Genomic DNA, 15314 nt, shown 5'->3' on the forward strand with positions numbered 1-15314 from the left:
GGCCGGTATGACTAATTAGAGTTTCACCTAAAAACGAGAGGGGTTAGTAGGATGAAAAAATCGTTAGCGCTTTCCTTAACTGCAGTTGGTTGTCTAGGTTTAATAGCGGCATGTAGTTCAGATGATGCTACTACGGATAGCTCGTCACCATCTAGTTCAGATGTTGAGATCAACAAGGAAGGTTTTCCGATTGTTGATGAAGAAATAACACTCTCATTAATGGCTCCTGGTACCGGAATGGCCGAGTGGAAGGATATGCCTACACTTACCGAGTATAGTGAGTTAACGAATATTAAATTTGATTATACTACGCCTCCGATGAGTGATTTTGGAACTAGACTCAACTTAGCTTTTGCTAGTGGAGATGTAGCCGACATTATTTATGGAGCTGGTAGTGGTAATTTAACGCCTGGTATGGAAGTAGATTACGGAAGACAAGGAATCTTAATTCCATTAGAAGACCTTATTGCCGAGTATGCACCTAATATCCAAAAACTCCTAGATGAAAATCCGGAGGTTGCTAAGTCCATTACTACAGTGGATGGACACATCTATTCGCTTCCTGCCATTAATCAGCACCCAAACGCTGGATGGGCTGTTCCAATGTGGTACAACGGCGCTTGGCTCGATGCATTAGATGTTGAAGAACTACCGAAAACAACAGATGAACTTTATGATTTGCTAGTTCGATTTAAAGAAGAGGATCCAAATGGAAACGGCGAAGCGGACGAGATTCCATTACTTGATGTTCAAATGAATAGCACGCGCAAAGCGTTTTTAGCTGCATTTGGCATGAAGGATTGGGGAGTAGAAGAGATTAACGGTGAGATTCGTTATGCTCCTAGTTCCGAGAATTACAAAGAATATCTAGCATACATGAACAAGCTATATGAGGAAGGGCTACTAGATCCAGAAACCTTCTCACAATCTGATGAGCAGAAAAAGGCCAAAGGCCAAGAGAATAAATTGGGTCTATTCCCTGACTGGTTCTCTTTCTTCACAACTGGTGAAACAGAGGAAGAATCGATGAACAATCCAATGTTTCATCCTCTATCTAGTCCAATTACGGATGAGCCACTTATTCCAATCAATCCTGGAATCTCAAGAGGAACCTTCTCTATTACGAGTTCTAATGAACATCCAGAGGCATCTATTCGCTGGGTAGACTATTTCTATTCAGAAGAAGGATCTGAGTATCTAAACAGAGGCCCAGAAGGTTATCTATATGAGATAGATGATAGTGGCAATAAGGTTGAGTTAGATCTACCGGCAGGATATGAAAGTACAGAGGAATATCGTGGAACGTTAACTCCGGCATACGGCATTCCAACACCAACACTTGTTATGCGCTATGCAGATGATGAAGTATCTGAGTTTGATCAGTTTTTAGATGATGAAACAGCAGAAAAGGTTGATGCATTTGGAGAAGTGCCGATTCCGTTATTGTATTTAACCAATGAAGAACAGGAAATCGTGAACACGATTGAAGTCGACCTTAAGTCATACGTTGAACAATTAGAAGCTCGATTTATCACTGGAGTTGAGCCATTATCAAATTGGGATAACTACGTAGAGACCATTGAAAGCATGAATATTGAAAAATATGTTGAAATCTATCAAGAGGCTTACGATCGTTGGGCAAGCAGTTAATTTGATGAGAGGAAGCTCGTATCATACTTGAAGTTAAGTAGAATACGAGCTTTTTCCAATTGAATTTAAGAAGGAGGATTATATGAATAAAGAAGAACAGTCTTTCAAAATAGATGAAGGTGTTCATTCTTATACAAATGAACACAGATGGGTGAAGCCGCAGGAGAAAGCTCTTCTAGAACAAATCGAATGGTTTAAGGATCAAAAACTAGGAATTATGATGCATTGGGGACCCTACTCTCAACTAGGTGTTGTTGAATCGTGGGCGTTAAGTGACGAGGATGCAGAGTGGTCAAGAGATGAGATTGATTGGGAATCAAATAGCGAAGTATTTAAGCAACAGTATGTGAGTCTAAACAAAACATTTAACCCGGTTCGGTTTGAACCAGAGAAGTGGGCTGATGTCGCAAGTGAAAACGGCTTTAAATATTTAGTGTTCACAACAAAGCATCATGATGGATTCGCCATGTGGGATACGCAAACAACAGAGTACAAGATTACAGGAAGCGAGTGTCCATTTCATACACACCCTAAAGCAGATATTTGTAAGGAACTCTTTGATGCCTTTAGAGCAAAGGGTCTTCCGATCTCTGCTTATTTTTCAAAAGCTGACTGGCATGTACCAACCTATTGGGCCAAGGACATGCAAAGAGGGACACATATGTGGCGTGGACCCAGTTATAACCCATTAGAGCATCAAGAGCTATGGGAAGATTTTGTCCAGTTTACTCATGAGCAAATGAACGAATTGTTAACAAGCTACGGAAGAATTGAAGTCTTGTGGCTAGACGCAGGGTGGGTCTCTGCTGACAATAACCAGGATATCCGGTTAGGTGAAGTGGTAGAACGCGCGAGAGAAACGCAGCCTTGGTTACTTGCTGCTGATCGAACGGTAGGTGGTACGTATGAGAACATCATTACTCCTGAACAAATCGTTCCATCAGAGGTGATGCATGTACCGTGGGAAGCATGTATCACAATGGGAAGTGCGTTCTCTTTTCGATATGAGGATACCTATAAATCAGGGAGAGAGCTTGTTCACTTATTGTTAGAAGTTGTTGCAAAAGGAGGAAATCTGGCCCTTAACGTAGCACCACAGCCAGATGGAAGACTGCCACGAGGAGCCTTATCCAGTATGAATGAGCTTGGATTCTGGTTATCTACTTACGGGGAAGGAATCTATGGGACTAGACCAGTAGCACCTTACTTCAAAGATGGATTTGCGTTTACGCAGAAGGGAAGCGCAATCTATGCCTTTTATTTGCAGAATGAAAAAGAGCCTACTACAGAAGAGTTCATCCTTCCTTATTTTAATGAAGTACAGCATGTAGAACTCATATATCCGAATCTGGCCCTTCCATTTAAGCAAACGAGTGAAGGAATTCATCTGAACCTACCTTCAGACACAAAAGAATTGGATAAATCTTATGCATATGCCTTCAAATTAACGTAACGATACAACATGAGAAGAGGAGCTGTTTCTTGTGCAACAAATAAGAAGATGTATTCAGTATGTCGGTGCGCTAGTTAATACCCGAACAGAGAAAACAGAAGACTGGAAAGCAACGCGTGCTTATTATAAACAACCTGGAGAATATGAGTTTAAGGATCCAAACCCATTTACGATAAAAGTGGGGGATAAGCTAATTGAATCGGGGGAGACCCTATTTATAGAGAATGAACTCACTGCTCCGCCATCATTTGATGGAGAGTATGGCATTGAATTTAAAGTGGGGCAACATGGAATTCCGACCAATCATGAAGGGTTAGTTTACCTGAACGGGGTTCCTTATCACGGCATTGATCGAAATCGTAGCTATATTCCTTTACCAAAACAAAAATCATATCATTTAAATATTGAGCTTTTTAATCCTACAGCTCAAGTAGTGGATCAGCTTAATTTTCAAAATGAACCTGCAGAATTCGATCCTGCTCCACTTTATTTGTTAGAAAGTAAATGGGTACAACCAAATAAAGCACTTGAGGATTTATATTACACAATGAAAGTATATTATGAGTCTGCCATGTTACTTCCCGATGAGGGGTTAACAAAACAAACATTGCTAGGCGAGTTAATGAAATTAAATGACTGGATTCAAAACACTTCAAAGGAAAACTTACTACATCAGCCAAAATTAATTGAAGAACAGAAAAAGAACTTTCTTCAGTCTATTAAAACATTAGATTTAAATGACCGTGGGACGATGCATATGGTCGGTCAGTCCCATATTGACTTAGCCTGGTTATGGCCAATGAAGGAAGCGGTGCGAAAAACAAGTCGTACCTTTTCAACTATGAGCACGCTGCTTGATCAATATAGCAACTTTACATATGCCCAAAGTCAGCCACAAGCCTATGAATATGTTAAGACCTACTTTCCGGAGCTCTATAAACGTGTGAAAAAACATGTGGAAGATGGCCGGTGGGAAATTGTCGGTGGAATGTGGGTAGAGCCAGATTTAAATATTCCTTCCGGTGAATCATTGGTGCGTCAGCTCATCTATGGGATGGAGTTTTTTAAGGATGAATTTAATGTAAGACCAACAATTGAATGGTTGCCAGATACATTTGGCTATTGCGCATCACTTCCTCAACTGCTAAAGAAATCAGGTATGAATTACTTTATGACAACAAAAATGAACTGGAATGATACGAACCCATTCCCATACGATTTGTTTCATTGGGAGGGCATTGATGGCACTTCCATTCTTTCTTACCTAAATCATGGAATTAACGAATATACTCACCCAAAAGAAATAAAAGAACACTGGGATAGCTTTAAGCAGAAGAACGAACTCCCTGAACAAATGCTTTTATACGGGCACGGTGACGGTGGAGGTGGAGTAACAAAAGAAATGCTTGAGTACGTCAAGCGTTCTGACAATCTACCTGGATTACCCTTACAAATAAATAGTTCGGCTCGCGAATTTTTTAATAGAGCTGAGGAAGTGAGTTCTAGTCTACCAAAATGGGTAGGAGACCTATATCTAGAATTACATCGTGGAACGTATACGACTCATGCGAAGAATAAACGCTGGAACCGGAAAGCGGAAGTCTTGTATCGAGAGGCTGAAATATGGTCCATTTTAGCACCAGTAGCTATTTGTAAAGATGACGCAAGAACATTAAAAGAAGGCTGGAAGCTTCTATTATTCAATCAATTCCACGACATTATCCCGGGTACATCGATCCCGGAGGTATACGTGAAATCAGAGGAAGATTATAAAGAAGTCTTCTCTATTGGTCAAGAAGTAAAAGATGAAGCTATGTCCAATATTGCCAAGGAAATGAATACGGAGGGAGAAGGACAGCCGTATGTATTGTTCAATAGTTTATCTTGGGACCGAGACGAGGTCATTGAACTAAGAGGGGGAAGAGAGCTTTTAAATCTTTCAGTTTACGATGAAAACGATCAAGTTTTAAAAAGTGATCTGGTTTTTAAAAGCGAGGATGACATTCAATTATCATTTGTTGCTTTAAAGATTCCACAGATGGGCTACAAAACAGTGTGGTTACGCTCTACTCAAAACAAACTAACAAATGATGATCATTCTTCTGTCTTTAATGGAAGTTGGGAAACATCATATTACCGGATTGAATGGAACGCTAATGGTGAAATTTCTAGATTATATGATAAATCAGCGAGTAGAGAGGTTCTCCTAAAAGGAGAGCTAGCAAACCAGTTCCAGCTGTTTCATGACCAACCAACGTATTGGGATGCTTGGGATATTGATCCTAATTTCAATAGTCAAGAAGCTAACAAGCCAAAGCTACGTTCCGTTGAGGTAGCACTTAAAGGGGAAACTAAGGATGTGCTACGTTTCCACTGGACCGTTTCTGGATCTAACATCTGGCAGGACGTCATCTTTTATCATCATTCATCAAGAATTGATTTTCAAACAAAGGTTGAATGGAAAGAAACACATAAGCTTTTGAAGGTTGCTTTTCCTGTTGATATTCAAACGACAAAAGCGACATATGAAATCCCGTTTGGAGCTATTGAACGAGCAACACATACAAATACTAGTTGGGAGCATGCACAATTTGAGGTGTGTGGTCACAGGTTTGCAGATTTGTCCGAAGGAGCCTATGGCGTAAGTCTCTTAAATGATTGTAAGTATGGCTACGATGTGAAAGGGAAAACAATACGTCTTTCACTTCTGAGAGCACCTAAATGGCCAGATCCAACAGCAGACCAAGGAGAACACCACTTTACGTATTCGCTTTGTCCTCATCAGGGAAATTGGATTGAAGCAAACGTGACAAGAAAGGGATATGAGCTCAATCATCCCATATCAATCTATCACACAGATTGTCATAAGGGTTCTTTACCATCACAAAAAAGCTTCATTCAAACGGATACTACTCATGGAATTATCGATACAGTGAAACAATCTGAAAACGGAAAAGGGATCGCGTTAAGACTTTATGAGTCTAGTGGGAGTAGAGAATCGTTTACAATTCACTCTGATTTCTTAGAAGGAAAAGCATATGAAACGAATTTGTTGGAAGAGAAGCCACAAGAAATAATATCAGATCGCTATTCCTTAGCACCGTTTGAAGTGAAAACCGTTGTATTTGAATAACTACCTTTTGAAGCAGAGGTGAATAGAAAATGAAGTATAAAGATAGTCGTTTACCAATCAATGAACGCGTTGAAGACTTATTGGAGCATATGACGTTGGAGGAAAAGGTAGGACAGCTGAATCAAAAGATGTATGGTTGGGATGCTTATAGGAAAACAGAAAACGGCATTGAATTAACAGAAGCATTTAAAGAGCATGTAGCCCTAGGGAAAGGGATGGGCGCATTGTACGGTCTGTTTCGATCAGATCCTTGGTCAGCTGTAACCTATGAGAATGGCATTCCTACAGAAGATAATGTGAAGGTTTCTAATATGATCCAGCAGTACGTTAAAGAACATACAAGACTTGGTATACCAGTATTACTTTCAGAAGAGTGTCCACATGGACATCAGGCTTTAGATGGAACAGTGATTCCAACAAACATAGGAGTTGGATCTACATGGAATCCCGAACTGATGGAACAGGCTTACCAACATGTGGCTTTAGAGATTCAATCAAGAGGAGCGCACATTGGATTAATTTCAACTTTAGATTTGCTAAGAGATCCACGATGGGGTCGATCTGAGGAATGCTATAGTGAAGACCCTTATTTAGCTTCTAAAATGACAACGGCAGCTGTTACAGGACTTCAAGGAAGAACTGATAAAGAGGAATACCCTAGAATCGCAGCCGTTTTAAAGCATTTCGCTGCTCAAGGAGCTGGTGAAGGTGGATTAAACGCAGGAACAGTTGCGATCGGTGAACGAGAACTACGCGAAATCCATTTGTCTGGTATGAAGGCGGGGGTAGAGGCAGGAGCTTTAGGGTGTATGGCTGCCTATAATGAGATTGATGGAGTTCCTTGTCATGCCAATGCTAGATTGCTTACAGAGATCCTTCGTGAGGAATGGGGTTTTAAAGGGATTGTCATGGCTGATGGAACAGCTGTAGACCGATTAAATCTGATGACTGGGAGCTATGAGAAATCGGGTGCGTTAGCTCTCCAGTCTGGGGTCGATTTAAGTCTTTGGGATGTTTCTTTTACTCAATTAGCAGGTGCTGTGAAGAGAGGTTTTGTCGAGGAACAATATGTTGATGAAGCGGTACGCAGAGTATTAACCTTGAAGTTTTCTCTAGGGTTGATGGATCAAACATTCTCTGAGACGAACAACACAAAGGTAGTGGTAGGAAGTGATGAATTTAAAAAGGTGAACCTGCAAGTAGCTCGTGAATCGATTGTTCTGTTAAAGAACCAAGATCAGATTTTACCATTAAACCGAAAAACGAAAAAAATAGCTGTCGTTGGGCCAAATGCAGATCAAATCTATCACCAGCTAGGAGACTATACGGCCATTCAAGCTCCAAACAAAGGAAAAACAATCTTAGAAGGAATCTTTAATCAAAGTGAAGGTAATGTTTCCTATGCAAAAGGCTGTAGTGTAAGGGGAACGTCTGAAGAAGGCTTTGAAGAAGCGATTCAACTTGCAAGGGAAGCTGATGTGGTGGTAGCAGTCATTGGGGGCAGTAGTGCTAGAAATTTTGACATCAATTTCGATATCAACGGTGCAGCCATTGTATCGGGGAACCCCTCAGATATGGATTGTGGAGAGGGGGTTGATGTTGCAGATCTTACGCTAGGAGGGTTACAGGAGAGATTGATTTATGAACTTTCCCAAACTGGTACGCCAGTTATTGCCGTGTTAATACAAGGGAGACCTCATGCGATTACTCCAATTCTAGAGCATTGCCAGGCGATCATTTGTGGGTGGTATCCAGGTCAAGAAGGTGGAACGGCAATCAGTGAAGTGATATTTGGAGATGTCAATCCAAGTGGGAAATTATCTGTTTCTATACCACGGTCAAGCGCTCAGCTGCCTGTTTACTATAATGCTAAGGAACAGAGTAGCCAGCTTAGGTATCTTGACATGGAGCGTGCGCCACTCTTTTCATTTGGGTATGGGCTCAGCTATACAACGTTTGACTATCAACTGGCTTACTTGTCCAAAGAAAAAATTACTGTTAATGAACTTAACAACGGAAAACGTATTTTCATTTATATTGATATAATAAACACTGGATCGGTAGATGGAGCTGAAGTAGTTCAGCTATATATTAGAGATGTAGAAGCAACTGTGACTAGAAGAACAAAAGTCTTAAGAGGGTTTAAGAAACTCATGCTCTCACCAGGCGAAAGGAAAACGGTCTCTTTAGATATAGGCAAAGAAGATTTGTCTTTATGGAATCACCAAATGAAAGAAGTAATAGAGCCTGGTGTTTTCCATGTAATGGTTGGTGGAAGCTTAGAGTCAACTACTCAACTTGAACTTACAGTCGTAGAGTGACAAAAAAGTTCAAAAATTAATCGGAAAGAGGTATACTTAATACTATATGTAAGGGTTTTCATTAATAGGATATTGTTTTTTTTAGCTAATCACTGGTAGGAGGGGAAAGGATGCTTCGGAAATCGAAAAATAGATCCAAGCTACTTTATAAATATATCATCTCCTACCTTCTTATTTTCCTAGTGCCATTTGTCGTGATGAGCGTTGTTATTTATATCAATGCTGTCTCGAGCTTACGAGAAGAAATAGAGAGCTCAAATATCTATAATTTAGAACAAGTGAGAAATTTAACGGATGACCGGTTGTCCGAACTTGAGACGATTACAACTCGTATTTCATTTGATCCGAGATTGACTCCTTATATGATGGATCATGGATATTATGGTGGAGAAGCGATTAATGAATTAAAGAAGTACAAAGCAAACAGCGCGATTATTGAAGAATTATTTATTTATTTTTATAACGATGAAACGTTATATTCTACAAATGGTTTATATTCAATTGATGCATTAGTGCAGAATAGCAAACAATTGGAGAGGTTAGGTAAAGAAAATATACTTATGGATTTGAATACAGACCTACCTCTAATTCGGACAATTGATGAACTGGAAATTAATTCAGAGACGCATGAGAATTTAATTGTGTATTATCTGCCCGTTAAATTGAATTCAGTTACTCCATATGGCACCGCTATGTACTTTATTGAAGAATCCACACTTATAAGCATGATTCAAAACATTCTTGGGGAAATGGAAGGCAATGTATATGTCTTCGATGAAGGGGGGCAAGTGATTGCTTCTACGATCCTTGATGATTCAATCAGTGCTTCGAATGTAATTTCTTTGTTAAACAATGCAAATGGGATCGACACGATTGGGTTAAACGGTAAGGAGTATTCAACCGTTTCTGTTCAATCGGGTATGAGTGGCTGGACGTTTGTAACGGTTATGGATCCCAATCAATTATTTAGTAAGTTATCTAGTATGAAATACATTGTTGCGTTTTTTCTAGTCGGATTATTTATTGTTGGTTTGGTTTTAGCTGTGATCTTAGGGAAAAATCAATATAAGCCAATTAGAGCTTTATCTGATATTGCAAAAAGAGGGGAAAATGCACCCTCCTCCACTGACGTAAATAACAATGAGAATGAATTAGAAACAATCGGAAGATCTTTTACAACATTATATGAACATCATGAACTATTAAATGAGACGGTTTTCTTACATCAACCTTTTGCGAAGGAGCAGTTTCTACTTAGATTACTAAGAGGATCCTTTAATCATCATAATGAATTGGCGGCAGTGATGGAATCGTTAGATATCTCCATTGATGAAGGACAACACTTTGTGGCTATATTACATTTTGAGGCAGGCTCGTTTTGCGAAGAAAGTATTGGTGAGAAAGATCACCTCATTAAAAAGCTTCAAGAGATCCACTTAGCTAACTCAAAAGTGTATGCAGTAGACCTCCTTTACTCTGATTCCATTGCAATCTTAGTGAGTACTTCAGCCAGCACCATACCGGATATTCATTCTTTAATCGAACAACAAGTAACAATCATACAGACACTCGTAAAGCAAAATTTTGAAAAGCTCCCTACAATCTGTGTAGGGCAGTCCTATCGCTCGTTGGAAAAGGTAAATCGATCCTACATTGAAGCGCTTGCTACTGCTGAGTACAAATTTACGAAACCTCTTGGCAGTATTCTATTTTTTAAAGATATTGGAGAACAATCACATCCGCTTATTGGATATTTCAAAGAAGAGCAAATTAAATTCGTTCAGAGCTTAAAACAAGGCGATGTGGCGGTTGCCCATGAAATGCTGGGAGACATATTTAATGTTTTAGAACAAAAGAATCATTCAATACATGAAATCAAGTGCATTTGCTTCGATCTTGTTAATACTACCCTAAAAACAATCTCAGAAATTGGATGCCAAGATCAGTTCATTGATTTAAATCAACTCGTTGAATTTCAATCAATAGAGGATCTTAAGAGCCAACTAATGAATATTGTTGAAATGATCTGTGAAGAAGTCGAACAAAAGAAGGATAGTCACAATTCCAAGCTTAGAGATGAGCTTCTTTTATTCATTAGAAAAAACTATACATCCTATGAGATCTCGTTAGAGTTTGTAGCCAATCACTTTTATCTATCTGTGTCTTACCTGAGCCGTTTTATTAAAGAACAAACGGGCGTTACTTTTACTCAATTCATACAAGATCTGAGAATTCAGCATGTGAAAAATCAGTTAACAAAAACAGATCAGCCAATTAAAGAAATTGTGGATCAAGTTGGATACAAGGATGTAGCTAATTTCATCCGCAAATTTAAAAAAATTGAAGGAGTCACACCTGGTCAATATCGAAAACTTCATAAATAAGCTATTGTAAGATCAAAAAAGAATATGGAGATAAGAAACATATCGTTACTGATTTAACATATTTTCTGAGAGAACCGCACTGTAGAATAGGCTAAAGCAGAGTTTTAAACAATGAATGAGACAGAGAATATTCAAACCAACATATTGAAGAACCCCCTTCTCCAATTTAAAATTGTAAGCAGTTACAATATTACTTTTTGCTAAAAGAGAGGCGGGTTTGACTATGGAGAAACAAGTCCCTAAATCAATGACAAGCTACATCGAAGAAATGAAAAAGCACTTTACTTCAGATGAAAAAGCGCAAGAGCTATTTAGTCGCTGCTTTGTTAACACATATGATACAACCATCAGGAAACAAAAGGACGGGTCCACATTTGTTATTACAGGTGATATTCCTGCTATGTGGTTAAGAGATTCAAGTGCTCAAGTTCGACCTTACCTTCTTTTAGCAGAACAAGATCCTGACATTGCCGATTTAATCGAAGGGTTAATCCTAAAGCAATGCATGTATATTAATCATGATCCTTATGCAAATGCGTTTAACGAAGATTACAATGGTAACCGGTATCATGAGGATCGTACAGAAATGACCCCTTTAATATGGGAAAGAAAATATGAAGTTGATTCACTATGCTATCCCATTCAGTTAGCTTATTTATTTTGGAAATCAACTGGAAGAACGACGCATCTCAATAAAGAGTTCTTAGACGCTATTCAAAAGATCTTATCTGTATGGCAAACAGAACAACACCATCAAGAAAAATCCCCGTATTATTTTGAACGTGATAACTGTCCTGCCCAAGACACACTGTCTCATCAAGGAAAAGGAACTCCGGTAGCTTACACAGGTATGACCTGGAGTGGGTTTCGACCAAGTGATGACGCGTGTACATATGGCTATTTAATCCCTTCTAATATGTTTGCAGTTGTCGTTTTAAAACATTTGCATGAACTAGCAAAAGAGGTCTTAGAAGATGAACGGTTAGCGGCTGAGGCTATTGAACTAGCAAATGAAATGGATCAAGGAATTCAAACGCATGGGACAGTTCATCATCCTACGTACGGAACCATTTATGCATATGAAGTAGATGGTCTTGGTCATGTAAACCTAATGGATGATGCCAATGTTCCAAGTTTACTGTCTATTCCTTACCTAGGTTATTGTGCGTTTGATGATCCCATTTATCTAAATACAAGAGCATTTATTTTAAGTAAGGAAAATCCTTATTACTTTGAAGGAACTGCTGCAAAAGGAATAGGGAGCCCGCATACCCCTGATCAATATATTTGGCACATTTCACTCGCTATTCAAGGTATGACTACGACTGATCAAAGGGAGAAAGACTACATTCTCTCGTTATTTAAAACAACGGATGCGAATGAAGGCTTAATGCACGAAGGTTTTGATGTGAATAACCCTGAAAGGTTTACCCGGCCTTGGTTTGCATGGGCAAACTCCATGTATAGTGAATTTCTAATGTCCTATTGTGGATATGCAGTAAAAGGAAGTCCGCTCAAGCGATCACTTAAATCAGAAATGAATGGGGGATCTTTAAATGAAAGCAGGAATTAGCACGTACAGCTTATTAGAAGCAATTGAGTCTGGTGAGATGGATATACTTGATGTCTTGCAATGGACGGCTGATCACGGTGGCGAACACGTTGAAATCGTCCCGTACGGTTTTACACTTGTAGATAACGAATCTCTTGCAGCTAAAGTACGGGAGAAAGCGGAAGAGTTAGGTCTTTTGCTATCAAGCTACTCAATGCCTGCTGATTTTGTTAAGGATACAGAGGAAGAGTTTGAGCAAGAAATAGATCGAGTAAAAAAGCACGTTGATCTCTTGCACTCTATGAATATTAGGCATTTAAGACATGATGTCACAGCCTTTACGTTGCCACCTGAAAAAAGGACGATTGAGTATTTTGAGAGAAACCTTCCACGTATGGTAGAAGGAAGTCAGCGAATTGCAGATTATGCAGCAACATTCTCTATTACAACAACAATCGAGAATCATGGGATGGCTGTTCAACATAGTGATAGAGTGCAGCGGGTCTTACAAGCAGTTAACAAACCAAACTTTAAAACCACGCTCGACATTGGAAACTTTATGTGTGTCGATGAAGATCCTCTAGTTGGGGTGACTAAAAATCTACCATACGCTTCGCTTGTGCATGTGAAGGATTTTTATATACGACCTAGTTATGAGGACCCTGGTTCTGGAAAGTGGTTTAAGACGGCAAATGATAACAATCTAAGAGGAGCTATATTTGGTCAGGGGGACCTCCCTGTTAGAGAGCTGTTAAAACGAATTAAACAATCGGGTTATGACGGCTTTTTAACGTTAGAATTTGAAGGTATGGAAGAATGTCGACTAGGAACGCGCATTGGTCTTGATAACTTAAAAAGATTATGGGAAGAGCTGTAACTCTACTATCACAGAAGAAGAGGTGAAGTGCCTAATGCAAATCGCAATTATGACTGAAGCTAAGAACCTCGATTCTTTACGAGACTATTGGTCTCATTATAAAGAGATTCAAGTTGCTGAGACGTTCTCTTTTCAAGGGGAGGAGAGTAGTACTCAGGCTATGCAGGAATTCATTTCAATTCTCCGTTCAAAACGTGTTCAATTTGTTGATCTCTGTATTTTAGATAAGGGAAAAGAAAAGGTGTTACATGCACTTATTGATGAAGAAATCAGTGTGTTAACATGTTATCCAATTGCTGAAACAGAAGCAGCAACCAAATCCCTTCTAAAAAAAGCAACCAGGAATGGTGTGAAAGTGATAAATCGTGATACTGTTCATTTTCTGCCTGAACGTATGCAAGCTCAAACAGAGGTGCAAAAAGGAGCTCTAGGAAACCCAGGTGTACAACGAATTTCAGTTCGCAAAAAATCGTCTAATGCCTTCGAGAGATTGGCAATTGGACAATTTGAATGGATTTCAGAAACATTTGGCGCTGTAAAACGAGTAATGGCTAAGCAAGTTCGGAAAGACCTTTCTGATAACGGATCGATTGAATACTATTCCATTTCGTTAAGGTTGGTAAATGATTCTTTTGTTCATTTAGATCTGTGCTTAATAGATTCCGAAGAGATGCAATCATTTGAATTAACCGGAAACAAAGGCATGCTGAGTTTTCATAGTGAGAACGCCTCACCCATTAGAGTGTTCCATACGGGAGAATTAAATGATTCTCGTGAAAATGTAAACCGTGAGCTATCATACCTTGCTTTAGCCATAAGTAAGGAACAAAACATGTCTTATCAGAGTGAATCCATATTGCATGCGCTCAGGATTCTCGAGGCGACAAAAGAATCCGTACGGTTAAGTCAACCAATTGAAGTGAGGGGTGAATAAGTTGAAGGTCGGTATAATCAGCTTCGCACATATGCATGCAAATAGTTATGCAGCAGCTTTAAATAACCATAAAGAAGCAGAATTAGCTGGGATTTGGGATGCGAATAGTGAACGAGGCCAAGCGAAAGCGAATGAATTTCAATCCACATTCTACGCCTCTCTAGATGAATTGCTTTCATCAAATATTGATGCTGTTATTATCTGTTCGGAAAACGTAAATCACCGTGAACATGTGATCAAAGCAGCAGAGTACCGAAAGCATATTCTGTGTGAAAAGCCAATTGCAACGGAACTGTCTGATGCTATTGATATGATTCAAACGTGCGAACAGCATCAAGTAACTTTACAAGTTGCTTATCCAGTACGTTTCTCCGAGCCTATCCAAGAAATGAACGCGATGATAGGTAGCGGGGAAATTGGAGATGTTCTCGCAGTGAATGCGACCAACCATGGTCAAATGCCAGGTGGATGGTTTGTTGAAAAAGATCAATCGGGCGGAGGTGCAGCAACGGACCATATTGTTCATTTAATGGATCTTCTTAGATGGACCCTGAAGGACGAGGTGGCCTCTGTATACGCTGAATTTGACCGTCGTTTTTATGAGATAGAGGTTGAAGATTGTGGTTTGGTACAGCTGGAGATGGAGTCGGGAGTTGTCGTTACCATAGACCCAAGCTGGTCAAGACCTAAGTCATTTCCAACATGGGGAGATGTTACGTTAGAAATTATAGGAACAAAAGGGGTCCTCTCAGTTGATGCCTTAAAACAGCACTCTGTTTTATATAATGATGAAATCAATCGAATAGAGCGAAAGTCTTGGGCAGCTGATATGGATGAATTACTAGTGGATGATTTTATTGACTGTGTGAAAAATGATAGGGCTCCCTTTATCAGTGGGGAGGATGGGTTAAGAACGTTAGAGGTTGTGAAAGCAGCATATCAATCTGACCAAGAAAAACAATCAATAAAGCTAAATCGGATTACGTATTAACTTAATATGATAGGAGGTT

Annotated in this window: 9 protein-coding genes; all 9 read left to right on the plus strand. The window is 39.4% G+C overall.

Annotated elements, in window-relative coordinates:
- The first annotated feature begins 51 nt into the window (after positions 1 to 51).
- Complete coding sequence (locus NSQ54_04110) at positions 52 to 1650, plus strand: extracellular solute-binding protein (GenBank protein WYP27306.1); 1599 nt, start codon at positions 52 to 54, stop codon at positions 1648 to 1650.
- 82 nt (positions 1651 to 1732) lie between these two features.
- Positions 1733 to 3103 carry an alpha-L-fucosidase gene (locus NSQ54_04115; protein ID WYP27307.1) on the plus strand — a complete coding sequence of 457 codons (1371 nt, stop codon included), beginning with the start codon at positions 1733 to 1735 and terminating at the stop codon, positions 3101 to 3103.
- A 31-nt stretch (positions 3104 to 3134) separates the two neighbouring features.
- On the plus strand, positions 3135 to 6236 hold the full coding sequence (locus NSQ54_04120; protein ID WYP27308.1) for an alpha-mannosidase: 3102 nt from the start codon (positions 3135 to 3137) through the stop codon (positions 6234 to 6236).
- Positions 6237 to 6265: 29 nt separating this feature from the next.
- Positions 6266 to 8557: a glycoside hydrolase family 3 N-terminal domain-containing protein gene (locus tag NSQ54_04125; GenBank protein WYP27309.1), complete on the plus strand. Its 2292-nt coding sequence runs from the start codon at positions 6266 to 6268 to the stop codon at positions 8555 to 8557.
- A gap of 110 nt (positions 8558 to 8667) precedes the next feature.
- Positions 8668 to 10941: a helix-turn-helix domain-containing protein gene (locus NSQ54_04130; GenBank protein ID WYP27310.1), complete on the plus strand. Its 2274-nt coding sequence runs from the start codon at positions 8668 to 8670 to the stop codon at positions 10939 to 10941.
- 223 nt (positions 10942 to 11164) lie between these two features.
- Positions 11165 to 12514, plus strand: coding sequence for a glycoside hydrolase family 125 protein (locus NSQ54_04135; protein WYP27311.1), 1350 nt, complete (start codon positions 11165 to 11167; stop codon positions 12512 to 12514).
- Entirely contained in the window at positions 12498 to 13370 is an 873-nt protein-coding gene (locus NSQ54_04140) for a sugar phosphate isomerase/epimerase family protein (GenBank protein ID WYP27312.1), read from the plus strand. The genes NSQ54_04135 and NSQ54_04140 overlap by 17 nt, the downstream gene beginning before the upstream one ends.
- Before the next feature lie 34 nt (positions 13371 to 13404).
- Positions 13405 to 14304, plus strand: coding sequence for a hypothetical protein (locus tag NSQ54_04145; protein WYP27313.1), 900 nt, complete (start codon positions 13405 to 13407; stop codon positions 14302 to 14304).
- Position 14305: 1 nt separating this feature from the next.
- Positions 14306 to 15295, plus strand: coding sequence for a Gfo/Idh/MocA family oxidoreductase (locus NSQ54_04150; GenBank protein ID WYP27314.1), 990 nt, complete (start codon positions 14306 to 14308; stop codon positions 15293 to 15295).
- The last annotated feature ends 19 nt before the right edge of the window (positions 15296 to 15314 follow it).

It is taken from the genome of Alkalihalobacillus sp. FSL W8-0930 (assembly GCA_037965595.1).
Classification (GTDB): Bacteria; Bacillota; Bacilli; order Bacillales; family Bacillaceae_D; genus Alkalicoccobacillus.

Excerpts from the sequence above, each read along its gene's own strand:
- NSQ54_04110 (WYP27306.1), top strand. The coding sequence starts at position 52 with ATGAAAAAATCGTTAGCGCTTTCCTTAACTGCAGTTGGTTGTCTAGGT.
- NSQ54_04115 (WYP27307.1), top strand. The coding sequence starts at position 1,733 with ATGAATAAAGAAGAACAGTCTTTCAAAATAGATGAAGGTGTTCATTCT.
- NSQ54_04125 (WYP27309.1), top strand. The coding sequence starts at position 6,266 with ATGAAGTATAAAGATAGTCGTTTACCAATCAATGAACGCGTTGAAGAC.
- NSQ54_04130 (WYP27310.1), top strand. The coding sequence starts at position 8,668 with ATGCTTCGGAAATCGAAAAATAGATCCAAGCTACTTTATAAATATATC.
- NSQ54_04135 (WYP27311.1), top strand. The coding sequence starts at position 11,165 with ATGGAGAAACAAGTCCCTAAATCAATGACAAGCTACATCGAAGAAATG.
- NSQ54_04140 (WYP27312.1), top strand. The coding sequence starts at position 12,498 with ATGAAAGCAGGAATTAGCACGTACAGCTTATTAGAAGCAATTGAGTCT.
- NSQ54_04145 (WYP27313.1), top strand. The coding sequence starts at position 13,405 with ATGCAAATCGCAATTATGACTGAAGCTAAGAACCTCGATTCTTTACGA.